Annotated in this window: 27 protein-coding genes; 16 read left to right on the plus strand and 11 right to left on the minus strand. The window is 46.8% G+C overall.

Going from position 1 to position 26363, the window contains the following annotated elements:
* Positions 1-168: 168 nt before the first annotated feature.
* From QUB26_RS16555 to QUB26_RS16570, 4 genes are all read left to right on the plus strand, one after another.
* A complete protein-coding gene (locus QUB26_RS16555) occupies positions 169-1254 on the plus strand; it encodes a glycosyltransferase family 4 protein (RefSeq protein ID WP_333246546.1) in 1086 nt (361 codons plus the stop codon).
* Positions 1255-1390: 136 nt separating this feature from the next.
* Entirely contained in the window at positions 1391-2152 is a 762-nt protein-coding gene (gene map, locus QUB26_RS16560) for a type I methionyl aminopeptidase (protein WP_333046484.1), read from the plus strand.
* 423 nt (positions 2153-2575) lie between these two features.
* A complete protein-coding gene (locus tag QUB26_RS16565; RefSeq protein ID WP_333318881.1) occupies positions 2576-3505 on the plus strand; it encodes an LD-carboxypeptidase in 930 nt (309 codons plus the stop codon).
* Between the two features lie 165 nt (positions 3506-3670).
* On the plus strand, positions 3671-4453 hold the full coding sequence (locus QUB26_RS16570; RefSeq protein ID WP_333246542.1) for a hypothetical protein: 783 nt from the start codon (positions 3671-3673) through the stop codon (positions 4451-4453).
* 111 nt (positions 4454-4564) lie between these two features.
* Here the strand turns inward: QUB26_RS16570 and QUB26_RS16575 are convergent, their stop codons facing one another.
* Complete coding sequence (locus tag QUB26_RS16575; RefSeq protein WP_333246540.1) at positions 4565-5068, minus strand: YetF domain-containing protein; 504 nt, start codon at positions 5066-5068, stop codon at positions 4565-4567.
* A 315-nt stretch (positions 5069-5383) separates the two neighbouring features.
* Here QUB26_RS16575 and hemE point away from each other — a divergent pair, with 315 nt between their 5' ends.
* From hemE to QUB26_RS16610, 7 genes are all read left to right on the plus strand, one after another.
* A complete protein-coding gene (hemE, locus tag QUB26_RS16580) occupies positions 5384-6448 on the plus strand; it encodes a uroporphyrinogen decarboxylase (RefSeq protein ID WP_333318883.1) in 1065 nt (354 codons plus the stop codon).
* A gap of 408 nt (positions 6449-6856) precedes the next feature.
* On the plus strand, positions 6857-7822 hold the full coding sequence (locus QUB26_RS16585; RefSeq protein ID WP_333246537.1) for an NAD(P)-dependent oxidoreductase: 966 nt from the start codon (positions 6857-6859) through the stop codon (positions 7820-7822).
* A 757-nt stretch (positions 7823-8579) separates the two neighbouring features.
* Positions 8580-10172 carry a B12-binding domain-containing radical SAM protein gene (locus QUB26_RS16590; protein WP_333246535.1) on the plus strand — a complete coding sequence of 531 codons (1593 nt, stop codon included), beginning with the start codon at positions 8580-8582 and terminating at the stop codon, positions 10170-10172.
* A gap of 106 nt (positions 10173-10278) precedes the next feature.
* Positions 10279-10524, plus strand: coding sequence for a type II toxin-antitoxin system Phd/YefM family antitoxin (locus tag QUB26_RS16595; protein ID WP_333246533.1), 246 nt, complete (start codon positions 10279-10281; stop codon positions 10522-10524).
* A complete protein-coding gene (locus QUB26_RS16600; RefSeq protein ID WP_333246531.1) occupies positions 10521-10922 on the plus strand; it encodes a type II toxin-antitoxin system VapC family toxin in 402 nt (133 codons plus the stop codon). The genes QUB26_RS16595 and QUB26_RS16600 overlap by 4 nt, the downstream gene beginning before the upstream one ends.
* A 31-nt stretch (positions 10923-10953) precedes the next feature.
* Positions 10954-11136 carry a hypothetical protein gene (locus QUB26_RS16605; RefSeq protein WP_333246529.1) on the plus strand — a complete coding sequence of 61 codons (183 nt, stop codon included), beginning with the start codon at positions 10954-10956 and terminating at the stop codon, positions 11134-11136.
* A gap of 19 nt (positions 11137-11155) precedes the next feature.
* Complete coding sequence (locus tag QUB26_RS16610) at positions 11156-12049, plus strand: M48 family metalloprotease (RefSeq protein ID WP_333246527.1); 894 nt, start codon at positions 11156-11158, stop codon at positions 12047-12049.
* Between the two features lie 351 nt (positions 12050-12400).
* Here QUB26_RS16610 and QUB26_RS16615 read toward each other — a convergent pair whose 3' ends face one another.
* The 3 genes from QUB26_RS16615 to QUB26_RS16625 are packed head-to-tail and all read right to left on the minus strand — an operon-like array spanning position 12401 to position 13081.
* Complete coding sequence (locus tag QUB26_RS16615) at positions 12401-12634, minus strand: HNH endonuclease signature motif containing protein (RefSeq protein WP_333105038.1); 234 nt, start codon at positions 12632-12634, stop codon at positions 12401-12403.
* A gap of 1 nt (position 12635) precedes the next feature.
* The gene (locus QUB26_RS16620; RefSeq protein ID WP_333181024.1) at positions 12636-12815 is read right to left on the minus strand and encodes a hypothetical protein; all 180 of its coding nucleotides are present in this window, start codon (positions 12813-12815) and stop codon (positions 12636-12638) included.
* Between the two features lie 11 nt (positions 12816-12826).
* Positions 12827-13081 carry a hypothetical protein gene (locus tag QUB26_RS16625; RefSeq protein WP_333105036.1) on the minus strand — a complete coding sequence of 85 codons (255 nt, stop codon included), beginning with the start codon at positions 13079-13081 and terminating at the stop codon, positions 12827-12829.
* Positions 13082-13319: 238 nt separating this feature from the next.
* On the opposite strand from QUB26_RS16625, the gene QUB26_RS16630 reads away from it, so the two are divergent.
* From QUB26_RS16630 to QUB26_RS16640, 3 genes are all read left to right on the plus strand, one after another.
* Positions 13320-14699: an ATP-binding protein gene (locus tag QUB26_RS16630; protein ID WP_333318886.1), complete on the plus strand. Its 1380-nt coding sequence runs from the start codon at positions 13320-13322 to the stop codon at positions 14697-14699.
* Positions 14700-14830: 131 nt separating this feature from the next.
* Positions 14831-15040, plus strand: coding sequence for a DUF4160 domain-containing protein (locus tag QUB26_RS16635; protein ID WP_333318888.1), 210 nt, complete (start codon positions 14831-14833; stop codon positions 15038-15040).
* On the plus strand, positions 15003-15266 hold the full coding sequence (locus QUB26_RS16640) for a DUF2442 domain-containing protein (RefSeq protein ID WP_333231939.1): 264 nt from the start codon (positions 15003-15005) through the stop codon (positions 15264-15266). The genes QUB26_RS16635 and QUB26_RS16640 overlap by 38 nt, the downstream gene beginning before the upstream one ends.
* Positions 15267-15480: 214 nt before the next feature.
* On the opposite strand, the gene ftsH4 is transcribed toward QUB26_RS16640, so the two are convergent.
* The 3 genes from ftsH4 to QUB26_RS16655 all read right to left on the minus strand — a co-directional run bounded on the left by ftsH4 (position 15481) and on the right by QUB26_RS16655 (position 19206).
* Positions 15481-17349 carry an ATP-dependent zinc metalloprotease FtsH4 gene (ftsH4, locus tag QUB26_RS16645; RefSeq protein WP_333246523.1) on the minus strand — a complete coding sequence of 623 codons (1869 nt, stop codon included), beginning with the start codon at positions 17347-17349 and terminating at the stop codon, positions 15481-15483.
* 425 nt (positions 17350-17774) lie between these two features.
* On the minus strand, positions 17775-18248 hold the full coding sequence (locus QUB26_RS16650) for a tryptophan-rich sensory protein (protein WP_333303008.1): 474 nt from the start codon (positions 18246-18248) through the stop codon (positions 17775-17777).
* 112 nt (positions 18249-18360) lie between these two features.
* Positions 18361-19206: a M48 family metallopeptidase gene (locus QUB26_RS16655; RefSeq protein ID WP_333246719.1), complete on the minus strand. Its 846-nt coding sequence runs from the start codon at positions 19204-19206 to the stop codon at positions 18361-18363.
* A 501-nt stretch (positions 19207-19707) separates the two neighbouring features.
* Between QUB26_RS16655 and QUB26_RS16660 the strand changes: the two genes are divergently transcribed.
* Complete coding sequence (locus QUB26_RS16660; RefSeq protein ID WP_333246723.1) at positions 19708-21072, plus strand: ATP-binding protein; 1365 nt, start codon at positions 19708-19710, stop codon at positions 21070-21072.
* A 190-nt stretch (positions 21073-21262) separates the two neighbouring features.
* A complete protein-coding gene (locus QUB26_RS16665) occupies positions 21263-21829 on the plus strand; it encodes a hypothetical protein (protein ID WP_333246717.1) in 567 nt (188 codons plus the stop codon).
* A gap of 473 nt (positions 21830-22302) precedes the next feature.
* Here QUB26_RS16665 and QUB26_RS16670 read toward each other — a convergent pair whose 3' ends face one another.
* The 4 genes from QUB26_RS16670 to QUB26_RS16685 form a co-directional block, all read right to left on the minus strand.
* Positions 22303-23499 (minus strand): GNAT family N-acetyltransferase, encoded by a 1197-nt coding sequence (locus QUB26_RS16670; RefSeq protein ID WP_333318890.1) that lies wholly within the window; start codon positions 23497-23499, stop codon positions 22303-22305.
* Between the two features lie 183 nt (positions 23500-23682).
* Positions 23683-24477 carry a dihydrofolate reductase family protein gene (locus QUB26_RS16675; protein ID WP_333318892.1) on the minus strand — a complete coding sequence of 265 codons (795 nt, stop codon included), beginning with the start codon at positions 24475-24477 and terminating at the stop codon, positions 23683-23685.
* Positions 24478-24690: 213 nt separating this feature from the next.
* Positions 24691-24951, minus strand: a complete 261-nt coding sequence (locus QUB26_RS16680) for an element excision factor XisH family protein (RefSeq protein ID WP_333202370.1) — start codon at positions 24949-24951, stop codon at positions 24691-24693.
* 61 nt (positions 24952-25012) lie between these two features.
* On the minus strand, positions 25013-26363 hold a 1351-nt coding region (locus QUB26_RS16685; protein WP_333318895.1), incomplete at its 5' end, for a WD40 repeat domain-containing protein.

Below are 26363 nucleotides of genomic sequence, written 5' to 3' on the forward strand. Positions count from 1 at the left end.
GGATTTTAAAATCCCAAAAGCCTTTCGACCCCAATTATTTGACTGCTACCCCTTGACAGGTCAAGACAGTATCTACAGGAATCAGGGTAATCGACCGGACATGATATGACTAATGACTAATAACTAATGACTAATAACTAATGACTAATAACTAATGACTAATAACTAATGACTAATAACACTTTAAAACTATTGTTTCTGTCAACTTCTGTCGGTCAACTCGGTTCGGGGTTGGGCGGCGGAGTCGAACTTACAGTCCTTAACCTAGCTAAAGAATTGCAGAGTCGGGGTCATAAAATAGGAGTTGTAGCGCCGATAGGTTCAGTCTTAGAATCAATTTCTGTAATCGAAATAACGGGTGAGTTGCAAGTAACCGCCCAAACACAAGATTACCATGCTCCTATTGTGATGCCCGCCGACTCGGTGCTGGCGAATATGTGGGAATATGCTCGCCAAGTTCAGGATGAATGGGATGTGATTGTTAATTTTGCCTACGATTGGCTGCCGTTTTATTTGACACCATTTTTTAGGACTCCGATCGCACATTTGATCAGCATGGGATCCCTTTCTGCAGCCCTCGATCGCATTGCCGAACAAACCGCCGCCCAGTTTCCTGGTACGATCGGAGTTCACACCGCTTCTCAAGCCAAAACATTCACCTTTGCCGAGGAATGTCAGTTGTTGGGAAGCGGCATTGATTTATCGCTGTACCAATTTTGCAACAAATCCCAGTCTAAATTAGCTTGGCTAGGCCGCATCGCCCCGGAAAAAGGCTTAGAAGATGCAGTAGCAGCAGCGAAAATTACAGGCATTCCCCTCAAAATTATGGGCAAAATGCAAGATGAGGATTATTGGCAAAAAATTTGTGCAGATTACCCGGATGCTCCGGTAGAATATTTAGGGTTTTTGACAACAACCCAAATGCAAGAGCAAACCCGTCAGTGCCAAGCATTGTTGATGACACCACGTTGGGTGGAAGCTTTCGGAAATGTCGCGATCGAGGCTTTAGCGTGCGGTGTACCCGTGATTGCTTACGAGCGCGGGGGGCCGGCGGAAATTGTTAGAGACGGACTGACGGGCTTTTTAGTGCAGCCTGATAGCGTAAATGGCTTGGTAGGTGCGATCGCCCGCTTAGACAAAATTGACCGCAGCGCTTGCCGGCGACAAGCAGAGGTAGAATATTCTTTAGCAGCTTTGGGCGATCGTTGTGAGCACTGGTTCAAATCTATCACTGCTAGTAGGGTGCGTCAGTAATAATACTGGCCAATTTTTAGAAAGATTCGCTGACTGACGCACCTTACAAGTTTATGGAACAGCAATTCAAATCTATTCTCAAATTGAGTTAAATAAACTCTTAATTGACTACACAAAAAAGGAAACAGAAAAAACTATGGCAACCGAACGTTTAGTGCTTTTATCCAGTAGAGAAATCGAAAAAATGCGCCAAGCAGGCCGTTTAGCGGCCGAACTTCTGCTGCATCTCGAACCGATGGTAAAACCGGGTGTCAGCACTTTAGAAATTAACGACGAAGCCGAACGCTGGACTTTGGCACACGGAGCAAAAAGCGCTCCCCTAGGCTATAAAGGATTTCCCAAATCTCTGTGTGCAAGCGTCAATGAAGTAGTCTGTCACGGCATCCCCAATGCGAAACAAATTCTTAAAGAAGGTGACATTATTAATATTGATGTAACCCCTTTAGTTGATGGTTATCATGGCGATACTTCCAAAACTTTTTTTGTGGGCAAACCTTCACCGGTAGCGAAAAAATTAGTTGAAGTAACCGAGGAATGTTTAAGAAGAGGAATTGCCGAAGTCAAACCGGGTGCTCGTACCGGCGACATCGGTGCAGCGATTCAAGAATATGCTGAAGCACAGGGTTTTTCGGTAGTGCGAAATTTTGCGGGACACGGCGTTCACCGAGTCTTTCACACTGAACCAGAAATTCTGCACTACGGTAAGCGGGGCACAGGAAAGAAGCTCAGACAAGGCATGGTTTTTACGATCGAGCCGATGATTAATGAGGGTACTTGGGAAGTGGAAATTCTCGCCGATGGTTGGACATCTATCACCAAGGATGGAAAGCTTTCAGCTCAATTTGAACACACTCTGGCTGTTACTGATTCTGGGGTGGAAATTCTAACTTTACCTTAGCAATCATTCACAAATAATCTGAAAAACTCACTCCTAAATCAATAATTAACCCTATCCCGTAGGGGCGGGTTCACAGAAAATTTCCGCATGAAACAGACAATCTCGAAAACCCGCCCCACCCAACGAAATATGTAAATGTGGGTAAGGTTGATGTCGATAGTCCCTGGGTTTGGGGCGGGTTTTGGAGATGGTTTGTTTTAATAGTTGATGGTTGGTAAAACCAGCCCCTACAGAATTACCGTTAATTCACAAAACACGATATAGCAATCCTAAATGATTCGTGTAATTCTTGTAGGGGCAAACCCCCCGTGGTTGCCCCGCTTGACTGGGGTAGGCACGGGGAGTAGGGGTAGCACTACCCCTACATATTTTTACAAATGATTTAGGATTGCTATATAACAAATAACTAATAACTAATAACAAATGACTGACATAAAATTTCTGCAACCAGGAGATTTGCTCAAAGTAATTGCCCCTAGTGGCACTTTGCGAGAATCAACCAACTTTGAAAAGGGTGTAGAAATTTGGAAATCTCGCGGCTATCGAATTGAATTAACACCGGGTTTTGACGATCGCTGGGGCTATTTGGCAGGTTCCGACGAAAACCGCGTCCGACAGCTAGCAGATGCCCTCAATGACCCGGATTGTAGCGGTATTCTCTGTGTGCGAGGTGGTTTCGGCAGCACTCGACTTTTGGAAAAAGGAAATGTGGGAAAGGCGGAAAACTCCCAATTTCCAACTCCCGATTCCCATTCGCCGAAATGGTTAATCGGCTTTTCCGACATTACTGCTTTGCTGTGGAATCACGAAAAATTGGGCATTTGGGGTGTTCACGGGCCGATGCTGACAACTTTGGCTGCGGAACCGGATTGGTCTGTCGATCGACTTTTTGACTGCATAGAAGGTCGTCCCTTACAATCTTTGCAAGGTAAAGGATGGGGCAGCGGACAAGCCACGGGGCCGCTGTTTCCTGCGAATCTGACGGTTGCTTCTCACTTGCTCGGAACCCCGTATCAACCGGATTTGACGGGGGTTATTCTCGCATTTGAGGATGTTTCTGAGGCTCCTTACAGGGTCGATCGAATGTTGACTTTGTGGCGGATGGCGGGGGCTTTCGCTGGGGTGCGGGGCATTGCTTTGGGGCGCTTCAGTCGCTGCGAGATTGAGCCGAGTATTCCCAGTTTTAGCATTGAAGAGGTTTTGCGCGATCGGCTGGGGGACTTGAATATTCCCATTGTCTCGGATTTGCCCTTCGGGCACGAGGGGGTTAACGCTGCTTTACCGATGGGAATTATGGCGAGTCTCGACGCTGATTTGGGATTGCTGATTTGTGGCGATCGATCGCAACTTTAGATTAGGGCTCAACGTCTATAACTTTAACATGAGATTTTGCACCCGCTAAATAGTCCCGTTAGGTGAGGTTGACACGGTTGGCAGAAATTACATTTAAAATGGATTGTGTATGCAAATGTCGGCGCCAAGAAAGCAAAAAGATTTTAAAATTTTCCAGAGGTTGATATGAGAACTCACAACTTGTTAAACAGTATTGCTGCCGCAGTCCTAGTTACGGGATTGGCACTTACGGGGATTTCCTCAAGTGCTGTTGGCGAACAGATACGGAATAACGATCGCATTGCCGGAGTAATTCGCCGCACTTCCCCCATCTACCGTTTTCGGAATATGTGGGTTCCGGGTTCTCCGACGGAAGAATTACGCGGCCAAGAATACACATTCAGCGCCAGGGAAGGCGACAACATTGAAGTGTTTTTAGATACAGATAGAAGCCGCGGTTTTACTCCCGTCATGGTGCTGTTTTACGGGAACAATAAACAAGTCGCTTTTACGCAAGACCGCTCTTTTAATTATCAAATTCCCCGTAGTGGCGATTACAAACTGTTAGTGTTAGCAAAAGATGCTGCCAGGGGCGGTAACTACACGCTGGAAGTTGCGGGAATTGATGGAGGCGACAGACGAGTTCGCAATTCGCGGGACGATTGGTACACGAGGCGAGATGACGATCGATATGACGGTCAATATGACAGAGCACAGATTCTGCAAGATGATTTTGGCTTGCGGTCTGTTGATTGTCGCGAGAGACGTTCTATGGTGAGAGTAAGGTTTGACGATGGTAATCAAGATTCAACTTACTGCGCTGTCCCGACTAGAAACTTTCCGGCGGGAGATTATTACTACAATTCACGGACTAGAAACTTAGATTCGGCGAGGCGGAATGATAGTAGATTCGATGCGGGCCGCGATCAATGTCGGGTAGTGGTGGGCGGAGTGTGCGTGACGAGATAGTTTCGATTTAATTAACCCTACGGTGCGTCGCCCAGTAAAATCTACTATTAAGCTCGAAAATGGAGCAGCGACGCACCATATAAGATGAGCCTCTACAGATTTAAAGATCGACTAAGTTACATCTTTGAGAGCCGATCGCGAATTGTTCGGAGATTTTTTGATAACGCTCATGCTGCCGTCGGTTTCCAGCACGACTGCTTCGATTTCTTCGATCGACGCGCAGCCCGTCCCCCGAATCGCCGCCCGAATTTCCGATTCACCCACGCGCTGCTGCCGCATCGCCACAGGCAGAAATTGGCCTTGGCTGAGCAGCATAGTAGGTTCGGCTTTGATGAGATTTTTTACCCACTTTACCCGCACCGCAAGCCACGTGACGATGAATTGCAGCCCGATGAGCAAGCCGAGGGCGAAAACGCCCTCGACGAAGGAAACGTCTTTTGACATGATGACAGTCGCCAGCGTCGAACCAAGCGCGATGGTAACGATGAAATCGAAGGCATTCCACTTCGACAGAGTTCGCTTGCCGGAAACTAGCAGCAAAAAAATCAGCACGAGGTAAGCGGAAACGCCGAGCGTCAAAATCCGAATTATTTCAAACCAATTGTCAAAAAACATATTTTTATTTCGCGGTTGTGATTTTGGGCGCTTTGCCGCTGCACCAGTGCTAGATGCTTCGTATGCTTGAGGTCGCGGTCGCGGATTCTGTTAGTTTGCATTGTCATTGTAGCAAAAGGGTGGATGTGAAAATTCCCTATTAGCAAGAGTTTCACCTATTAAGAATTCCTTGACCGTGCCAGAAGGTTGCTATCGAACTCAGCCACTTTCCTCATCTCCCTCCCCGCTGACAGATGAATTTTTTGTCAAAAAGGACGATCGCACAGTGGTAAGCTACCAAAGGCATTGAAATATCTAAGGTAGAGAAAAGTTAAAATGTCGGCATTAAATGAAGTTCCCTTGTTGTTGCGGGCAGCCCGCGGCGAAACCCTAGACCGCCCGCCCGTGTGGATGATGCGTCAAGCCGGCCGCTACATGAAGGCTTATCGAGATTTGCGAGAAAAGTATCCCTCGTTTCGCGAACGTTCCGAAATTCCCGAAGTTGCGATCGAAGTTTCCCTCCAGCCGTGGCGCGCGTTTCAGCCCGACGGCGTAATCCTGTTTTCCGATATTGTCACACCCATGCCCGGTTTGGGCATCGACATGGACATCGCCGAAGGCAAAGGCCCGATTATCCACTCACCCATCCGCACTCAGCAGCAAATCGACGCGCTGCAACCGCTGAACCCGGAAGAAAGTTTGCCGTTTATCAAAACAATCCTGAAATCCCTGCGCGAGGAAGTCGGCAACAAATCCACCGTGCTCGGTTTTGTGGGCGCGCCGTGGACTCTGGCGGCCTATGCGGTTGAGGGCAAAGGTTCTAAGGATTATGCGATCATCAAAAACATGGCATTTTCCGATCCAACTTTACTGCATCAGTTGCTCTCAAAATTTGCAGATGCGATCGCCGTTTACGTGCGCTATCAAATCGACTGCGGCGCGCAAGTCGTGCAAATGTTCGACTCCTGGGCGGGCCAACTTTCCCCCCAAGACTACGACACATTCGCTTTACCTTACCAGAAACAAGTATTCGAGCAAGTCAAAAAAACCCATCCCGACACCCCGCTAATTCTGTTAGTCACCGGTAGCGCCGGCCTCCTCGAACGCATGACAACATCCGGCGCCGATATCATCAGCGTCGATTGGACTGTTGATATGGCCGACGCGCGCCGACGTTTGGGCCCCAATATGAACGTTCAAGGAAATCTCGATCCGGGCGTGCTGTTTGGTTCTCAAGCGTTTATTCGCGATCGAATTCTTGATACAATTCGCAAAGCCGGTCATCGCGGACACATCCTCAACTTGGGACACGGCGTGTTACCGGGTACTCCCGAAGATAACGTGCGTTTCTTCTTTGAAACCGCAAAACAAGCCGACAAATTGCTTGCAGTTGCTGCTTGAAATTGATTGCCAACTGGTTTTAACTGGTTCCCAGGCTCTGCCTGGTGAACCCATATCCAGAGGCTCTGCCTCGCGTAAAATGGAGGCAGAGCCTCCGGATCTGCGTTACCAGGTCAGAGCCTGGTAACGAGTAAAAGATTAATATTTCCGTCGGTTTTAACTCACCGAAGATCACCCTTACGAATAAAGCATCCCGTAGGGGCGGGTTCACCAAGAACTTTAAAGAGTGCAGACAGGTTAAATAAACCCGCCCCCACCCACAAAAAAGCCCTTTATTAACAATGGTGCTCTTCAGTCGGTTTCAACCGACTTTTGCCCGACGCCAGGGGTTTCAACCCCTGGCGGATTGCAGGAGAATGAAACAGCCCAATTCTCCCCCTTGCCGTCCCCCCCTTCCCCTTCTGCAAAATGAACGCCAAAAAAATTTTCATAACGGGTGCAAGTGGCTGTATCGGTCACTACATGGCCGAAACTTTGATTCAAGAAACAAACCACGAACTTTACCTATTAGTTCGCAACCCCGAAAAATTAAAATTTGACTGGAAAGCCCGCCCCGGCATCCATATATTACAAGGCGATATGCGAGATATCGAGCAACACGCCGAACTTTTGCAAACAATTAATGTAGCAATTGTAGCCGCTACTGCTTGGGGAGGAACTCAAGAAGTTTTTGACGTTAACGTAACGAAAACTCTCCAGCTAATTCAACTACTTTCGCCACAGACTTGCCAACAAGTAATTTATTTTTCAACGGCCAGCATTCTCGGTAGAGACAACAATTTGCTTAAAGAAGCCGGGGAACTGGGGACAGATTATATTAGCTCAAAATACAACTGCATGGTGCATTTGTCAGCCTTGACAAATGTGCCTCCGATTACGGCACTTTACCCGACATTAGTATTGGGAGGAGACGCCGAAAAACCAGTCTCTCACTTGTCATCTGGCCTGCCACTTGTCGCAAAATGGATTGGTTTGATTCGCTGGTTTAAGGCAGATGGCAGTTTTCACTTCATCCACGGCGCAGATATTGCTAAAGTAGTTAATTATTTAGTTGAACATCCGCCGGCTTCCGATGAACCGCGACATTTTGTGCTAGGAAATCCGGCGATTACAGCTAACGAAGTGGTAGAACAAGCTTGCGAGTATTTGAATAAAAAGATATTTTTTCGGATAACTCTGTCACCTTGGCTGGCCGATTTCTTTATTTGGCTGTTCCGAATTCAAGTGGCTGCTTGGGATAGATTTTGCATCAGCTACCGCCATTTTACCTATCAAAATCTTGTGAATCCCGAAAGCATAGGAATGCCGAGTTACTGCGGCACAGTTGCTGATATGTTAAAAACTAGCGGGATTCCCGATAAAAATAAAAAGTAGTCCGTACACTCCGCACCAATAATCGGACGGGCTAGAAGCCCATCCCACAAGAAAGATTGTGGGATGGGCTTCTAGCCCGTCCCTAATTATTTTGGCGCTTCTCAAATCCCATCCCACAAAAAACAATTTGTGGGATGGGCTAGAAGCCCATCCCTAATTCTTTATGCTATTCAAGTCTAGTGTTTCAATTTCTTTTTTGCCTTAGTCCCATGCTTTTTAAATGCGATTATCGTCAATTAAGGGTCAAATACGATAAGATATCAGCATTTGCACACTTTAACAGGGAACTGCAAGCTAAAAATTGCGCTCAATTTGTTTGTCTTAGGGGGTGTCACCCCTCGCCAGATATTCGATCGAGTGCAAGATCGTAATTTTAGCCTTAACGTCAGGAACCTCAGCCTAAAGGCGTGAGGCTTGAAAGAGAAATCTAACAGGCCATTCTGACCAGACTAAGCTTTAAATAGCTACGTTATTTAGGTCACGACACCCTGGGATGCGAAGCTAGTCCCTTGCTCTGTCGCTAGTGGTTAAACAGTCTTAAGGTCACTGAGACAGTGCTGCTAGCCTAACAAGCCTTTATAACTTTGTCGAAGCTAACTTTACCCCAGAAATGGGAGTTTGGGGCAACCATTCCCCAAAAATCGGAGAGGTTGCATTAAATTCCCTCTCCGACCCCGAAAGGGGATTTAATTCAATGTAAAGCCGTCCTATAAGGACGGGGCTTCAGACCCAGTTTTTTGGTGAGGTTTAACATATAATGCGAGTTCTTTTAGTTTACCCGCTGTTTCCGAAAACATTTTGGTCTTACGAGAAAATCCTAGAATTAGTCGATCGTAAAGTGCTGCTGCCACCGCTGGGTTTGGTAACAGTAGCAGCTATTTTACCCCAAGAATGGGAATTTAAGTTAGTCGATCGCAACATCAGACAAATCACCGAAGCAGAATGGGAATGGGCAGAGCTCGTTATTCTCTCCGCAATGATTGTCCAAAAAGAAGATTTGCTAGACATCATTCGCGAAGCAAAACGGCGCGGTAAATCCGTAGCTTGCGGCGGCCCTTACCCGACATCCGTACCCGAAGAACCTCAAGCAGCGGGCATAGATTACCTGATTCTCGACGAAGGCGAAATCACCTTGCCGATGTTTGTCGAAGCAATAGGGCGCGGCGAAAAAAGCGGAACTTATCGATCGGACGGCGTAAAACCCGATGTTACCACAACCCCGGTTCCCCGCTTCGACTTGCTGGAATTAGACGCCTACGATTCCATGTCGATTCAATTTTCGCGCGGCTGTCCTTTCCAGTGCGAATTCTGCGATATCATCGTCCTCTACGGCCGCAAACCCCGCACCAAAAACCCCCAACAATTGATAGCAGAATTAGACTATCTCTACAACTTGGGCTGGCGGCGCGGCGTGTTCATGGTAGACGACAACTTTATCGGCAACAAACGCAGCGTCAAACTGTTGCTAAAAGACTTAAAAGTCTGGCAAGAAGAACACAAATTCCCGTTTACTTTCAACACAGAAGCATCCATCGATTTAGCCCAAGACCAAGAATTGATGGATATGATGGTAGCTTGCAATTTTAATGCTGTATTTCTAGGGATTGAAACTCCCGATGAAGAAAGCCTGCAAATGACCAAGAAATTCCAAAATACCCGCAATTCCCTGATCGAATCAGTAGAGTTAATTGCGAAAACTGGTTTGCGAGTAATGGCCGGATTCATCATCGGATTTGACGGCGAAAAACCCGGTGCCGGTCAGCGGATTGTCCAGTTTGCCGAAGCAGCAGCCATTCCGAGCACAACCTTTGGAATGCTGCAAGCTTTGCCGCACACTGCATTGTCCCACAGACTAGCAAAAGAAGGGCGGTTGCGCGACAAATCTGGCAACCTCAACCAGACTACTTTGATGAACTTCATTCCGACGCGGCCTCTCGAAGATATTGCCCGCGAATATGTCGAGGCATTCTGCGAAGTGTACGATGCTGAGAAATATTTAGACCGGACTTATCGCCATTTCTTAATGTTAGGTGCACCCACAGCAAAGATACCTGCAAGAGTTCCCAGTTGGATCGACTTGCGAGCACTGTTAACGGTGGTTTGGCGGCAGGGAGTCAAGCGCAAAACTCGGTGGAAGTTCTGGCATCATTTGTTCAGCATTCTCAAGCGCAATCCTGCAGTTTGGGATCACTATTTAACAGTGTGTGCTCACAACGAGCATTTCCTGGAATACCGCCAGATTGTGCGGGATGAAATTGAAGCTCAATTGGCTGACTTTTTGGCTAATGAGTCTCAAACTGTATATCAAGAACCTGTTGCTGTTGAGGAAAAGCAAGTGCAAGCGGTTTAGGGTTGGATAATTAAACCGCAGATGAACTCAGGTAAACGCAGATGAATGTAAGATTGTCTGCGTTTATTTGGTTATACTTAGTTTATAGACTTAGTTTTTTAAGAGTATGGAAACTGTAAATATCCATCAAGCTAAAACGAATTTATCACGACTATTGTCGCGTGTGGAACTGGGAGAAGAAATCATTATTTCCAACGAAGGCATCCCAGTCGCGAAGTTGGTTCCGTTTCGTACTTCATCCAATCGACGAGCTAGTTTGGGGCAAGATCGAGGGACATTTGTTTTGCCAGAGGACTTTAACGATCCTTTGCCAAAAGAGATTTTGACAGCATTCGAGGGAGATGAAGAGTGAAACTCTTGCTGGATACGCAGTGTTTTTTGTGGTGGTTTGCCCAACCAGATCGATTGAATGAGGAGGCGATCGCACAGATTGCCGATGAAACGAACGAATTGTGGCTTTCTGTTGCTAGTGTCTGGGAAATGGGAATCAAAGTTGCGATCGGAAAGTTACCACTTCCAGAACCGATCGATACCTACATTTCGACGCGCATGATACAGTTAGATGTGCGATCGCTGGAAATTACAGCACCTCATGCCCTGCGAGCGGCTGCGTTACCATTACATCATCGAGATCCCTTCGATCGAATGCTGATTGCCCAGGCTCAGATTGAGGAGATGACGCTTGTGAGTGCTGATTCAATGTTCAAGCAATACAGCGATATTGCTATTCTTTGGGCCGCCAATTCGTGAGATTAATCTCGTTTCCAAGCTCTTCCTGGAAATGTCATATTCTGCGGATATGCTGGTTCAAGAAAGCAAGCAGATAGAGCCTCCAGAGACATTCCCCGTCTCCGATCTAGCAGGTAAAATACTACTATTGGCGGCAGCAGTTATTTCGGCAGATAGAGGCGCGATCGCCCGCAAATATGAAAACCTAATTACAAGCTCAAAAATATCAAAATAGCGATCGCCCTCAACCCGCCATGTTAGGAACAAATCAACTCAGAACAGCCGCTCTCTTAGGACTCCTAAGCGGCCTTCTCGTTTTAGGAAGTTATTATTTAATCGGCAACGAGCAAGGACTTTACATTGGTTTAGCGCTAGCCGCCTTCTCAAGTTTTAGCTCTTGGTACTATTCCGACACGGCAGCGTTAATGGCTTACCGCGCTCGCCCCATCGCCCGCAGCGAAGCACCAGAAATCTACGATATGGTAGCATCGCTGAGTAAAAAAGCCCAAATTCCAGTACCGAAAATCTTTGTAGTTCCCACTCAATCTCCGAACGCATTCGCCACAGGAAGAGACCCGGAACACGCCACAATAGCAGTTACTGAAGGCATCATGAATTTGCTTTCCCGCGAAGAATTGGAAGGCGTTATAGCGCACGAACTCACCCACATCCGCAACCGCGACACCCTCACTCAAGCAGTTGCAGGAACAATTGCCGGTGCAATTACATTTGTCGGGCGAATTCTGACTTTTGGAGCGCTTTACGGCCCGGTAACGCGGGATAGCAGACAAGGCCCGAATCCGTTTGGTTTGCTGTTTTTAATCATTTTAGCACCGCTATCAGCAACCCTAATTCAAATGGCGATTTCTCGAACCAGAGAATTTGCAGCCGACAGCGGTGCGGTGGAAATTACCAATAACCCGATCGGCTTAGCAAACGCCCTGCAAAAGTTGGAGAAACTGGGTCATGAAATTCCCATGCACGGCAATCCTGCGATGTCGCCGCTGCTGATTGTGAATCCTTTTTCGACTAAAGGTTTGCAGTCACTTTTCCGCACTCACCCGCCGACAGAGGATCGCATTCAACGCCTTTTGGAAATCGCGCAGCAGCAAGGTACTCCAGTTATGGCTTACATAAACGGAGTTTGATCGAGCGAAACTGCAGCAACAATATGGAGAAACCCGGTGTTTTGAAGCAACCGGGTTTTTGTATGTTTATAATGGTAAAGGAATTATAGCTATAGATTTAATGAGGTGGAAACCCTGAGTAAAGATGAACTAGAGTATGAAGTCAGTAAATAATGGGTAGAAAAGTTTACAAAAACTATAGCAGCGATGGAGCGGGATGCAGAAGCAAAAAGAAAGGACTTTCTCAGATGGGATGCAGGTTGAGGTGCGATTTAATCCCTTAAATAAAAATAAAAACCTCAGCAACAAAAGCTGAGGCTTATCAATTCTTATAGGTATCTTGGAGAACAGTAGCCAAGCTTGACGTTGTATTCAAAATCGCCAAATATCGACTTGTATTTCTCCATTGTGGTAAGCCCTGTGGCACTCTGGGCAAAGTGTCATCATATTCTTCAAATCCGCGGGACCACCATCACTGTAAGCAATAACATGGTGTCCATTTGCGATCTCCGGGACTTTACCGCAAATTTCACATTCGTTACCATCCCTCTGCTTGACTGCCTTCTGTGCCTTCAAGTGTTCGTTGGATCGTTTCTGACTTGCCACGTTACTTACCCTCGATTTCCTTGTTGGATGAACCCTTAAATGTTTGTGGACTGGCCCCCAGAATTGAGATATCGCTATTTGGAGCAACTGACTTGACTGTTTTCACTATCCCATGAGCAACATCGGCGTAGTTTTCATCAGATAAACCATGAACTGTTATTTTAAGAGACTTCTTACCCATTACTCACCTCATTAAGCCGTTATAGAGAGAACTTCTTGACCACTAGCATCGGTTGCCCGTGCTTCAACTTCACCATCTCCATGAGTGATGGTAATCTCTGGTAATTTAGACAGTTTAGGCTGTCCATATGCATCACGGGATACGGAGTAAACAAAAACTTCCTCGTTCGGTTTCCGCACAACTATGTGAATCGCTTCACCAATGTATGAGACATTCAAAACTTGGTCGCCTTCCTTGAGAATTTTGACGATGAGCGTGTCTTTCATCTCACTGATATCTTATTAAATTTATAGGTTGAGCCATGTATTTGACATTTCCCAGAGTAAAGTTGCTCCCGCTCCATACTAGCACTTAACTTTGGTTTTTACGCTTGCAAAAACTTTGGTAGTTATCGGGACTTTTCGAGTTGATAACAGACAAAAAATTGGAAAATATGGGAAAATGTTGGGAAATGTGAGTAAATGTTGGGTACAATACAACCAACCTTGATATCTATCCGGATGTATGAACCTTACAGAAGTGCTAAAACTCGCAGAAGATTTGGTATTTGCTAGAACAGGTAAGCACCTCAATGACTTGCAAGAGAGGATTCTGCGCGGAACATGGGAAGATGAAGGCTACAAAGAAATTGCCAAGGCGGTTAATAGATCAGAGGATCGTGTTAGAGAGGTAGGAATGGAATTATGGCAGACACTTTCAGAAGAATTGGGAGAAGATGTTACTAAATCAAATTTTCGCTCGGCAATTAAGAGGTTCCAAGTCTCTAATTCTTCAAACTTTGCACAAGGTGACGTTGTAGCCATCGGTAATTTTAACATTTGTGGAGAAGCTAGATACCCGCCAGATATCCCAAACTCACACCCACAAAATCAGGAAACATCTAACACAAAACAACCTCAAACTCTACATCAAGATTTAAGCGAAATGCCAGAGTTGGGCGATTTCTACGATCGCACTCTCGAACTCGACACCCTCACCACATGGATTTTACAACAACGCAGTCGCCTCATAGCCCTGACCGGCATCAGCGGCATCGGCAAAACATCCTTAGCAGTGCAACTCGTACAACAAATTAAAGACGACTTTGAGTACACAGTTTGGTATACTCTCGACGAATTCCCCAGCATAGATAAATTTGAATCTAACCTAATACAGCTTTTTTCTAATTCGGAAAAACAAGATTTATCCCCAACCAACCAGAAACGCTTACCGCTGATTAAGTATTTACAAAAGTATCGCTGTTTAATAGTCTTGGATGACATTCACAACCTTTTCTGTAGCGGGGAAGTGGCAGGAAAATATAAACCAGAATGCGAAGAATATCGCTCTTTATTCAAACAAATAGAAAAATTATCCCATCCATGTTGCTTGCTGCTAATCGGTTGGGAACAACCGAGAGAAGTGACTCAAGTTAAAAGCCAAAATACTCTTATTCGTACCTTAAAACTCAAGGGTTTAGACATCCCAGCCGGACGGGAAATACTCAGAGATTATGGGTTAGAAGAAAGCGACAAAAGTGAAGCACTCATTCACCGCTACCAAGGCAACCCCCTATGCTTAAAAAGCGTGGCGAGTCTGATTGAAGAGTTGGGAATCAGCGCGAAAGAATTATTAAGAGATGATACAATATTGTTGCCGGAAGATTTGAAAGATGTTTTACAGCAGCAGTACGATCGCACTTCCGAACTAGAAAAACAAGTTATGTCTTTGTTGGCTAGGGAAAACCAGCCAGTCAACCTAGCAAAATTGCTAGAAAAAGGACAAATATCCTCATCAGATTTACTCAACGCGCTCCAATCTTTATCACGGCGCTGCTTTATAGAAAAACAGGAAAGTCTTTACACTCTCCCACCTGTATTGAGGCAGTATATCAAAGGGTTGTAACCAAAATATAAAATCGCCCTGTGCTATCATAGAATACAAAACTTACAGATATTCGCATTGAAATGTTGTATAACCTGAAATTATGCCAACTATTTTACGAGTAGGCCCTTACCGACTTTACTTTTACAGCCATGAACGAACCGAATGAACCACCTCATGTTCACATTGACAGAGACAAATCATCAGTTAAATTTTGGTTGGAGCCAGTCAGTTTGGCAAACAACCTTGGTTTTAGTGCTAAAGAAATTCGGAAAATACAGTCGGTAGTACAAGAAAATCAACAAACTTTATTGGAGGCTTGGTATGGGTATTTTGGCGATTCGAGCGGACGAGAGAGTTAAGGAGATTCATTTTACAGAAGAAACAATTAGTGTTGATTTGATGGATGGACGAACCATTACTGTGCCTTTAATTTGGTATCCCAGATTGTTTAATGCAACGCCCGATCAAAGGGCAAAATGGGAAGTATGCGGAGGAGGCTATGGCATTCACTGGGAAGAAATCGATGAAGACCTCAGTACAGAAGGAATGCTGCGGGGGGCACCGGCTCCCAAGCCTTCTGCTTGAAAATTTACGAGCTAAGAAATACCAAAAAACGCAGATGATATTTTGTCATCATCTGCGTTTATCTGCGTTAACCTCTGCTTGAATTAAACAGTCCTGGATGCGCTGGGAATAAAGAAACCGGGTTTTTCTCGAATCTGCCGCCTACAGCGCGTCTTCTCAGTAAAAACCCGGTTTCTGGACTCTCATGCTTAAGTGCGATTAAACCCTCTTAAACTCAAGCCGCAACCTTATCTAAAGGCCGCACTTGACCGAGGAATTCGCGAAGTGCGTCACCTTCCACCACTTCTGTTTCCAACAGTTTCTGCGTAATTGTTTCCAACAATTCCCGATTTGCTTTCAGAATATCCAAAGCTTGCTGATGTGCAGTTTCGACAATTTCCTTCACTTCTTGGTCGATCGCCTCAGCAGTTTGAGCACTGACAGCGCGGCGGGCATTTCCCATACCGTCGTTGAGGAACATTGCTTGTTGACCTCGATCGTAAGCTAGAGGCCCCAAAACCTTACTCATCCCGTAAGTTGTCACCATCCGTTCAGCTAAATCAGTCGCCCTTTGCAAGTCATTTGAAGCGCCAGTAGTAATGCTACCAAACACGACTTCCTCAGCCGATCGCCCTCCAAGCAGTGTAGCAATCTGACCGCGCAATTCCGACTCATCTAACAAGAAACGGTCTTCAGTCGGTACCTGCAACGTGTAACCCAAAGCAGCCATACCGCGCGGGACGATCGAGATTTTGGCCACTTCGCCGCCGCCGGTCAGTGCAGCACCAACCATCGCGTGCCCGACTTCGTGGTAAGCCACAATCTTTTTCTCTTTTTCATTGAGCACCCGGCTTTTCTTTTCCAAGCCGGCCACAACGCGCTCAAACGCCTCAAAAAAGTCTTCCTGCGCTACAGTTAGTCGTTTGTTGCGGGCCGCCAACAAAGCAGCTTCATTGACCAAATTTGCCAAATCTGCGCCCGAAAAACCGGGAGTGCGAGCGGCGACGGCCTTCAAGTCAATATCCGGGCCCAACTTCACTTTTTGAGAGTGAATGTTCAAAATTTCTTCGCGACCAGATAAATCGGGGCGATCGACTAAAACTTGGCGATCGAAACGGCCAGGGCGCAACAAAGCAGCATCCAAACTTTCTGGGCGGTTAGTTGCAGCCAGCACAATTACCGTAGTATTGCCAGCAGCAAAACCATCCATTTCAGTTAACAATTGATTGAGAGTTTGTTCGCGTTCATCATTCCCCCCAAAGCTAGCGTTACTGCTGCGGGATTTGCCGATCGCGTCCAATTCATCAATGAAAATAATACAAGGAGCCTGTTTCTTAGCCTGCTCAAATAAATCTCTAACTCTTGCAGAACCAACACCTACAAACAGTTCCACAAACTCCGAACCAGAGATGCTAAAAAACGGCACGCCAGCTTCACCAGCCACTGCTTTTGCTAACAGCGTTTTGCCAGTTCCCGGAGGCCCGACTAACAGCACGCCTTTCGGAATTCTCGCGCCAATTGCCGTAAATCTGTCAGGAGTTTTCAGAAATTCAACAACTTCGACTAATTCAGTTTTCGCCTCTTCCACTCCAGCCACATCAGCAAAAGTAATTTTCGCTGATTCGCCTTCTACATAGACCTTAGCCTTGCTTTTGCCGATCGACAGCGCACCCTGTGGCCCACCGCCCTGCCTGTTCATGAAAAATTGAAAAATCGCCACAAAAATCAGCGGCGGAACCACCCAGCTTAAAACACTGCCGATCCAGCCATTTTTAGAAGGGGGAGTTGCCGCAAATTCAACGCCTTTTTCTTGCAAAAGTTTAGGTAATTCCAGGTCAAAAATCGGCGTAGTTGACAGCACTTGACCGGGTTTGTCACCTTCGCCTTTGAGTTGGTAGCGAATTTCATTTTGACCTACCGAAGCTCTGACTACATCTTGTTCTTGAACCTGATGGACGAACAAGCTGTAAGGAACTTGCGGAATTTGGGGGCCGAACAAATTGGGCAAAAAGATATTCGCCAGCAAAAACAAACTTGAGAGCAATAACAAGACATTGCTAATTTGTCGAAAACGAGGTGGTTGGGGCTGGTCTTTAATGGCCATTGATAACTGTCATCCTTTGATTTAAACCAGTTTTATTCATCTATCTTCTCATCAAATACCCACACACTGTTAAGCGGATTTCCTCACTTTATCGGGTGGGTTAACCCGCTAGCACGGAGTTGCTATTATTAACAATGTTTTTTTTTAGGAACCGCGAAGACGCTAAGGACACGAAGGAAGGGAAGAGAGGAGCGTTATATAGCAACCCTAAATCATTCGCGTAATTATTGTAGGGGCAATCCCACGCCCGGTTGCCCCGATAGATAGGGGGTAGGCACTCTTAGGAATGAGAATTAAATAACTTCCACAATAACAATTAAAATTGTAAGTTATTTAATTCGCGATCCTTAGCACTACCCTACAAATTTACATGAATGATTTAGGATTGCTATAGTATGTAGGGTGCGCTGAAGAACACCGAATATTTATGCAGCTTCTGGGTTTAACTGAATCATTTCCCAAGTGGTATAAGTGCCGATCGCACCCCAAATCACGTAAGGCAAAAGTAACAAAGCCGCGGTTTGAGAAATCGGCAAAACAGCCAACGTCAATACAACTCCCAAAATCTCGCCAGCCCCTCCTAAAATCGTCCCTACTTTCAGACTTTTGGCTCTGAGAGTAGCAGGAATATAAGCAACTGTGACAATTTCTAAAAGCAAGTATAAAGCCATCAGCAGCCAAGTTTTGAGACTACCGGGTTCCTGTTCCCACACGACAGCAGCGCTGCCGGCCCCGCAAGCAAAAATCACCGTCCAAATTAACGGAATAGCAGGCTCAAAAAACATCCAATCTGGTCTTTGAAGTTTGACAGCCCAGTTAATATCGCGGAGTTTAAAAAACAGAGTTCCGAAGGCGACTGAGAAAGTCACGCCCCCGATAATCATCCAAGATTCAATCATGGTTTTCAACTTTCCAATTGCTCGATCGCTCATTAAGTCGATCGTGCCAACTCCAAGCCGAACTTAGATCCGCCTATAGTAATAACTTTTGTAAAGCCCGATGCAATTATCGCTAACCGCCCGACACATTCTTAGCAAACTCATCGCGTCCAGACTCCAAATTAGCTGGAACGCCGTTAGGGTAATTTTGCGCGATTAAAGCTTGCAATTTTTGCACTCGGTTTTCAGGGTTGGGGTGAGAACTCAAAAACTCCGGTGGCGCTTCGCCCTTCCTAGCGGAACCGAGGATTTGCATCACCTCAACAATACCTCTAGGATCGTAACCAGCTTCAGTCATAAACCGAAAACCGAGCTGATCGCTCTCAAGTTCATCAGACCTACCGTACCGCAAACTGACAACTTGATTGACAGCTTGAGCAATTAATGCTGCCTGCTGCCCGCCCCCGCGATCGTCGCTAGTAGCCACCCCAACCGCCGTTACCAAAGCCCTGCCCAACTGCTGTTTTGCCAAGTGTTCTGCACCGTGGCGGGCGACAACGTGACCGGCTTCGTGCCCGAGTATAGCGGCCAACTGAGCCTCGGAATTTAGCCGGCGCAGCAGCCCCGCAGTAATGAAAACTTGTCCGCCCGGTAAAGCAAAAGCATTGACAGTTTGGGCGTCTCGCAGCAGGTGGAATTCAAACGGATAACCCGCTTGTTTCGCCACCGAACCGTTGATAACTCGTCCTCCTACTCGATCGAGATACTGCTGAATACTTTGGCTGGGATAAAGCCCCCCGTGCTTGGCGGCCATTTGATCTCGCGCCTGCAATCCCAAAACTATCTCTTGGCGGGGAGAAAGCTGCACCCGCTGTCTCTCTCCAGTTACCGGATTTTGTACGTCGTTTGTAAAATAGGTGATTGCCCCAAAAAATGCCATTAATAGCCCGATCGCGGCTCGAAATAAAAATTTATTCACAAGCTTTTACCTAAAAAGTTTCGCGATTAGAATACTATGGTGACAGCTCTCTCGACATCTGTCTGAAGTATCAAGAAGGGAAAGTTGTTTGAGTTTTTTGAGATAATTTGCGAACAAGGCTTTTTTTAATGAACCGCGAAGGCGCGAAGGACACGAAGGAAGAGGAGAAGGTTATAGTTATTAAATTGGTTAAACTGAGATGTTGCACCATTGTCAGCAACAGGCTTTCCGGCCTGTTCCACAAAGAATAGATTTTCTTGTGGAACAGGCCGGAAAGCCTGTTCCGAAGGAAGACAAGAAGGTTATAGTTATTAAATTGGTTAAACTGAGATGTTGCACCATTGTCAGCAACAGGCTTTCCGGCCTGTTCCACAAAGAATAGATTTTCTTGTGGAACAGGCCGGAAAGCCTGTTCCGAAAAGGCTAATTGAGAATGGTGCAACATATGAGTTAAATCTTTTGAATCCACTACAAAATCAGTTGCCGAACTTCCTTCGCAATATGTTCCAAGCTACTCGCCGCCGCCTCGCTATTTGGTACACTGCCGTTACTGCCGTATTATTACTTGTATTCGCCACAGGTTTCTATTTCTACGTCCGCACTACTTTGATCGATCGCATTGATGACACCCTCAATCATGTTGTCGAAGTAATAGAGCGAACCCTCGTTATCGAACCGCTAAAATTTCCTAATACCACAGATAAAACTAAATTGCAAGTTAATATTCAAGCCAGTTTTCGAGATAGCACCGATGCAGTAGAAGACGACCATATTGATTTAGAATGGTTCAGTCCTACGGGCGAATTGCTGTGGTCTACCTTATCCGAACCGCTGAATATTCCCATTCATGCTAACCGCACCGGCGAAACAGTTTGGATAATTAATAATGAGTTGCAGTCCGCTCAAAACTATTCTCTCAGACAAGTAACCCAGCGAGTACAAATCGGCAGGCAAGTTCTGGGATATTTGCGAGTCAGCCATCCTTGGTTTGAAGTGACAAAACCCATCCGCCAATTAATTCTCGATTTGATTTTGGGCGCGAGTTTAACTCTAATTTGCGTGGCGGCGATTGGCTGGCTGCTGTCGGGATTGGCAATGGCACCGGTGCGAGAGTCTTACGGGCGTCTCAAACAGTTTACCGCTGATGCTTCTCACGAACTCAGAAATCCGATCGCCACTATTCAAACTAACGTCCAAGTAGCTTTGGCGGAACCGGATATCGAACCGCAGCAACATCAACAGCTACAAGTTATCGAACGCCTCACCCGCCGTTTGGGGCGCTTGGTTGACGATTTGCTGTTTTTAGCCAGACAAGACAGCGGTATCGTGCAACAGCAGTGGATTGAAGTTCCCCTCGATGCTTTGCTGATGGAGGTAATTGAAGAACAACAGGCGATCGCCACAACCCAAAACCTCTCTCTTTCTTTGGAAATTGTCGATCTGCCCAACGCTGAGGACAACTTTACACTGTTGGGCGACTGGGATCAACTAGCCCGACTCTTTACCAATATAGTCAGCAACGCCGTGCAGTACACACCCTCTGGCGGCGAAATAGAAGTAGAATTGCAACTTGCAGCCAAAAACAAAAGAAATTCGGCGATCTTAAATCCAGCACTGCAAATAAAAGTAACAGACACCGGCATCGGAATTTCCCCAGAAGCCCTGCCACATTTATTCGATCGATTCTACCGCGCAGATCCCGCCCGAACCCACCGCAGCGCCGCCGGTTCCGGCTTAGGATTAGCAATCGCCAAAGCAATTGTCGAAAATCACCGCGGCCAAATCCGCATAGACAGCCAAGTCGATCGAGGTACAGCCGTTACCGTCACCCTTCCCGCCCACAAATCAGAAGCATCTCGCCTGTAAAACTTCCCCTCTTCCCCTCTTCCCCTCTTCCTCTGCGCCCTCTGCGCCCTCTGCGGTTTAAAAAAAATCTACCCCTCAAACCCTTATTCTTCCTACCTCGCGCCCAAACCCAGCTATTAAAACTCATTTCCGCCATAGATTAACATAAACGTTGTTGGAAAACCTCGATCGAACTTGTGAGGAGTTATTTATGTTTCACCACAATCTACCGTTAAAAAAAATCAGCTTGCTAGCAGCCACCGGCGTCGGTTTACTCGTTAGTCTCGCAACAATTTCCCACGCCGGCGGCCCCCCGCCCCAACAAGGAAAACCCGTTTCCCAACCCGCAGAGACTCCCGCAGCCACTGAAGAACCCGTCAGCGAACCAACTCCGGCTGCGAGTCCGAGCCCCAGCGGGATGCCCTCTACACCAACAGACGCGCCTGCCCGCTTCCCCATGCCCAGTGCGCGAGTTACGCCTGCCGAAGGCATGATAGTAATTAAACTGGTGAATACCACCAATGCTGTCATCAATTATCAAATCGTAGGCGTCACCCAGCCGCGCACTCTGGGCGAACAATCGGAAATTTTGCTTCAAGCCCTCCAAGTGCCCATCACCATCACTTATCAGCGCCCAGACGGCGGATTGCTGCTGGTTCGCCCCCAAGCAACCGCGATGCCGGGAATGTTGCAAGTCAGTTTCGGCGCGACAACTGAGTTGGAGGCTGATACAAAATCGCTGCAAATTCAGGAAGATGGCAAGGTAATTTTGAATTAGTTTAACTGTTGACTGTTGACGGTTGACGGTTGACGGTTGACTGTTGACTGTTACCATTCGTGTCAACTTCAGACTAAGGAATGAGAATTAAATAACTTAGAATGCGTGATGGTTCTTGTGGGATGGGCGTCCCGCCCGTCCAGAAATGGCGGGCGGGACGCCCATCCCCTACTTCCCACAAACTTGTGTAAATTATTTAATTCGCCATCCTAAAATCCATAATAAATATCGTTTATAGTTGAGTTTCGAGCCACCCTAACCCATCTCAATAAGGGGGGACAAGACTATTCTTACCTCCCCTCTAACTCCCATTAATAAAGGGGAAAGAGCATTCAAAGTCACCCTTCTTAAGGGGGATTTAGGGGGATCGAAACTTCGATACAAACGAGATATACACAGGGTTTTAGTATTATGTTGACACCGATGGGCTGTTACTAATTCCCAAATTCCAATTCCAAATTCCCAGTCAACCGTCACTCGCCGAGTAACAAAGGAGGCAACTTAGTAAAAGGTAAATCCTCGTTGATTGCATCAATTTCTTCCTGTTCTCTTTCGTTGATTTGACCGATATAAGACTTGAGAATTTGGGCAAGACGGTTGTTATAAAATCGGTGCAAACTATAATTGGGCGTAGCTGGAAAGCCACGCCGTTTTTTGTGCCGCCCGCCGGCACCGGGATCGAAGCTTTGGATGCCCCGATCGATCGCCCATTCGATCGGCGTATAGTAACAAGCATCGAAGTGCAAGCAGTCGATTTCCTGCAAACTTCCCCAATAACGGCCGTACAGTCGATCGCCCTTATACAAACAAAAAGACATACCCATCGGCTGTCTCTCATCTTCCTTGTCGTAGGCGGCTACAAATAACACTCGATCGCGATAATTGTGGTGCAACTGTTCAAAAAATCGCTTAGTCAGATACTTGCTTCCCCACCAACCAAATTTGTCGCAAGTATTCTCATAAAAAGCATACATTTGAGCAAACATGGCTTGGGGAATTTCATCGCCCGTCAGCGTTTTTATCAACAAACCAGCTTGGTCAACTGCTTTGCGTTCGCGCTTGATATTGCGGCGCTGGTTGGCATTAAATGCGCCTAAATAATTGTCAAAATTTTGATAGCCTTGATTTTGCCAAATATAGCTGTGGTGCAGCCAACTGCTGAAACCGTGGCTTTCCATGCGCTGTCGCCATTCGGGATCGACATAAAGGAAATTGCAACCGGAGATATTGTGGCGATCGCAAAAATGGTCGATCGCGCTTACCATTACTCCAGTTAACTCGTCTTCATCTTCTCCCTCGGCAATCAAAAATCGATAGCCTTCAGCCGGAGTAAACGGCGTCATTCCCATCAATTTGGGATAATATTGAACACCCAAACGTTGGGCTAAATCCGCCCACTGATTGTCAAACACAAATTCGCCGTAACTGTGACTTTTGACATAAAGTGGCGCGCAAGCAATCAACTGTTTGTCTCGCCACACAGTCAAGTGATGCGGTAGCCAACCGGTTTTACCTGTCGCACTACCCGATACTTCGAGATTGTTAAGCCAATCCCATTCGAGAAATGGAGTTTTTAGCGGCATCGCCATGGCATCCCACGACGCTTGCGGGATTTCGCCTATTTTGCTAATCCAGGCTACAGAATATTGAGGTTTTGGCTGTTTCAGCATAGGGAGATTTGAGCGTAGAGCGATCGAACTTCATTTAAGTTAATACAATCTCCCCTGCTTGTGTAATTACTTGCCACAGGCAAGATGCCTGTGCCACACAAGTGTTGTAGGGTGGGCACGAGAGCCCGCCACAGGCAAGATGCCTGTGCCACACAAGTGTTGTGGGGAGTAGGGGTTGGGCTTCTAGCCCGCCCCGAATCTATAATGCAAAAATACCTCTTGTCCCACCTGTTTAACCGCCAAAAGTTCCAATTTTGGAGCTAAATCCGCCAAAAAACCCTTCCCCTCCACAGGTGTCGGTGCATCCGCGCCACCCAAAATTAACGGGCACACCGTCAGCCAAAGTTCGTCTACCAAGCCTGCAGCCAGCACAGACGCTACCAGTTTTCCCCCGCCCAGAATCGCCAAACGTTTGATACCGATAGTTTCTAGCTGTTGAAACGCATCAATCCAATCAATCTCTCCACCTGTGGTTTTTGCATAGATAATTCGATCGAACTGAGATGTTGCACCATTCTCAATAAGCCTTTTATGAACAGGCAAGATGCCTGTTCCACAAGAAAATTCATCTGTTGTGGAACGGGCATCTTGCCCGTTCTTGAGAGGAGACGGCAATGCCGTTTCCCTACAGTCTTGCCCCGTCAGCAGCCACCGAGGCACCGGTTGCTGGAAAAATCGCAAGTTTGGGTCAAATTGGGACGATCGCGAACACACGATTTGCACCGGTTGTGGGGGCTTCCCCTGCAATTCCCTCTGTTTGACCAATTCCGGCGAAATCACTCTCATCGTCGTCCCATAGGCCTGTAAAGTGCCATTGCCGAACAAAACGGCGTCGCTTGCTGCTACTTGCTGTTCGAGGTGGGCTTTGTCGTTGGCAGAACCGAATCTCGCGGGCGATCGTACTGCATCCGCAATTTTACCGTCGGCACTGATCGCGAGTATTACTGTTGCTAATGGTCGATCGATCTTATCTGTCATTAATTTATCCGTCCTGGACGCACCGGTGCTCAGAAACCGGGTTTTTGAGCAAATTCTTTCGTTGTCGCCCACAGATTAGGTAAAAAACCCGGTTTCTTTGGGAAAAATGCGTGAGTCCTGTTTATCAAATTTTCAACATCATAACGGCAAAAGAGGACACTAGGTTTCTAAAGGAACTGCTAAATATACTATAAAATCTGGCATAATATCTCTCTATGCAGATCGACAGTTGAGAAATTGACCGAGAGCACCATGAAATTGATAGAAGTCGGATCGGTCTTGAAAGCTCTTAACTTCGACAGCTATTTTGCGACCTTCTTTTTCTGCACCGATCAATTCTTCGGCGGTCATATCGATAAACATGGCTAGACCTTCTTCATCGACTTGCACCCGAAATTTTTCACGAATAACTATCGATCCATCTTTTTGTAAAGCAGCTTTGACAGTATCGTGAAAAATATCTTTAGCAGGCATTTAAAAACTCCATTGCTCTCATTCTCTATTTGAGAGCACCCCTACAAACACAAAAATTCGATTATCGCCCGCCGCTAACTCCCTCCAATCGCAGGAAATGCACCCGACCTGACTTATCGCCCGCTACAACTATCACTCCATCAGGCGCAAAAGCACAGCAATTAAACTCAGTTTCTCCCCTGAAACTAGCAATTTCTTTACCTGTGAGCAAATCCCAGACTTTCAGGGTTTCATCCTTGGAAGCCGAAATCGCTGTTTTACCGTCGGGTGCGATCGCCACTGCACTTACCGCGTCACTATGACCCGTGAGAGTTTTCAGTTGTGAGCCTGTCTCGGTGTCCCAGATTTTCAGGGTTCGATCATCGGAAGCCGAAATCGCTGTTTTACCGTCGGGCGCGATCGCCACTGCTAGTACCGCGCTACTATGACCCGTGAGAGTTTTGAGTTCAGAGCCTGTCTCGGTGTCCCAGATTTGCAGGGTATCATCGGAAGCCGAAATCGCTGTTTTACCATCGGGTGCGATCGCCACTGCTGTTACCCCGGAACTATGACCCGTGAGAGTTTTCAGTTGTGAGCCTGTCTCGGTGTCCCAGATTTTCAGGGTTTCATCCTTGGAAGCGGAAATCGCTGTTTTACCGTCTGGTGCGATCGCCACTGCTGTTACCCAGGAACTATGATCCGTGAGAGTTTTCAGTTTCCGGCCTGTCTCGGTGTCCCAGATTTTCAGGGTATAATCCCCGGAATCGGAAATCGCTGTTTTACCGTCGGGCGCGATCGCCACTGCACTTACCGCGTCACTATGACTCGTGATAGTTTTCAGTTGTGAGCCTGTCTCGGTGTCCCAGATTTTCAGGGTTTGATCCCATGAAGCCGAAATCGCTGTTTTACCGTCGGGTGCGATCGCCACTGCTAGTACCGCGCTACTATGATCCGTGAGAGTTTTCAGTTCAGAGCCACTCTCGGTGTCCCAGATTTTCAGGGTTTGATCATCGGAAGCCGAAATCGCTGTTTTACCGTCTGGTGCGATCGCCACTGCTGTTACCCCGGAACTATGACCCGTGAGAGTTTTGAGTTCAGAGCCACTCTCGGTGTCCCAGATTTTCAGGGTTTGATCGTCGGATGCCGAAATCGCTGTTTTACCGTCTGGTGCGATCGCCACTGCTGTTACCCCGGAACTATGACCCATGAGAGTTTTCTGTTCAGAGCCACTCTCGGTGTCCCAGATTTTCAGGGTTTGATCCCCGGAAGCGGAAATCGCTGTTTTACCGTCTGGTGCGATCGCCACTGCTGTTACCGCCAAACTATGACCCGTGAGAGTTTTCAGTTCGTAGCCTGTCTCGGTGTCCCAGATTTTCAGGGTTTGATCGTCGGATGCCGAAATCGCTGTTTTACCGTCTGGTGCGATCGCCACT

Origin of the sequence: Microcoleus sp. B4-C1 (assembly GCF_036705285.1) — a bacterium.
Classification (GTDB): Bacteria; Cyanobacteriota; Cyanobacteriia; order Cyanobacteriales; family Microcoleaceae; genus Microcoleus.

Bases quoted from the DNA above. Each gene is read 5' to 3' on its own strand.
- QUB26_RS16555 (WP_333246546.1), top strand. From the start codon at position 169: ATGACTAATAACACTTTAAAACTATTGTTTCTGTCAACTTCTGTCGGT.
- map (WP_333046484.1), top strand. From the start codon at position 1,391: ATGGCAACCGAACGTTTAGTGCTTTTATCCAGTAGAGAAATCGAAAAA.
- QUB26_RS16565 (WP_333318881.1), top strand. From the start codon at position 2,576: ATGACTGACATAAAATTTCTGCAACCAGGAGATTTGCTCAAAGTAATT.
- QUB26_RS16570 (WP_333246542.1), top strand. From the start codon at position 3,671: ATGAGAACTCACAACTTGTTAAACAGTATTGCTGCCGCAGTCCTAGTT.
- QUB26_RS16575 (WP_333246540.1), bottom strand. From the start codon at position 5,068: ATGTTTTTTGACAATTGGTTTGAAATAATTCGGATTTTGACGCTCGGC.
- hemE (WP_333318883.1), top strand. From the start codon at position 5,384: ATGTCGGCATTAAATGAAGTTCCCTTGTTGTTGCGGGCAGCCCGCGGC.
- QUB26_RS16585 (WP_333246537.1), top strand. From the start codon at position 6,857: ATGAACGCCAAAAAAATTTTCATAACGGGTGCAAGTGGCTGTATCGGT.
- QUB26_RS16590 (WP_333246535.1), top strand. From the start codon at position 8,580: ATGCGAGTTCTTTTAGTTTACCCGCTGTTTCCGAAAACATTTTGGTCT.
- QUB26_RS16595 (WP_333246533.1), top strand. From the start codon at position 10,279: ATGGAAACTGTAAATATCCATCAAGCTAAAACGAATTTATCACGACTA.
- QUB26_RS16605 (WP_333246529.1), top strand. From the start codon at position 10,954: ATGTCATATTCTGCGGATATGCTGGTTCAAGAAAGCAAGCAGATAGAG.
- QUB26_RS16610 (WP_333246527.1), top strand. From the start codon at position 11,156: ATGTTAGGAACAAATCAACTCAGAACAGCCGCTCTCTTAGGACTCCTA.
- QUB26_RS16620 (WP_333181024.1), bottom strand. From the start codon at position 12,815: ATGGGTAAGAAGTCTCTTAAAATAACAGTTCATGGTTTATCTGATGAA.
- QUB26_RS16625 (WP_333105036.1), bottom strand. From the start codon at position 13,081: ATGAAAGACACGCTCATCGTCAAAATTCTCAAGGAAGGCGACCAAGTT.
- QUB26_RS16630 (WP_333318886.1), top strand. From the start codon at position 13,320: ATGAACCTTACAGAAGTGCTAAAACTCGCAGAAGATTTGGTATTTGCT.
- QUB26_RS16635 (WP_333318888.1), top strand. From the start codon at position 14,831: ATGAACGAACCGAATGAACCACCTCATGTTCACATTGACAGAGACAAA.
- QUB26_RS16640 (WP_333231939.1), top strand. From the start codon at position 15,003: ATGGGTATTTTGGCGATTCGAGCGGACGAGAGAGTTAAGGAGATTCAT.
- ftsH4 (WP_333246523.1), bottom strand. From the start codon at position 17,349: ATGGCCATTAAAGACCAGCCCCAACCACCTCGTTTTCGACAAATTAGC.
- QUB26_RS16650 (WP_333303008.1), bottom strand. From the start codon at position 18,248: ATGATTGAATCTTGGATGATTATCGGGGGCGTGACTTTCTCAGTCGCC.
- QUB26_RS16660 (WP_333246723.1), top strand. From the start codon at position 19,708: ATGTTCCAAGCTACTCGCCGCCGCCTCGCTATTTGGTACACTGCCGTT.
- QUB26_RS16665 (WP_333246717.1), top strand. From the start codon at position 21,263: ATGTTTCACCACAATCTACCGTTAAAAAAAATCAGCTTGCTAGCAGCC.
- QUB26_RS16670 (WP_333318890.1), bottom strand. From the start codon at position 23,499: ATGCTGAAACAGCCAAAACCTCAATATTCTGTAGCCTGGATTAGCAAA.
- QUB26_RS16675 (WP_333318892.1), bottom strand. From the start codon at position 24,477: ATGACAGATAAGATCGATCGACCATTAGCAACAGTAATACTCGCGATC.
- QUB26_RS16680 (WP_333202370.1), bottom strand. From the start codon at position 24,951: ATGCCTGCTAAAGATATTTTTCACGATACTGTCAAAGCTGCTTTACAA.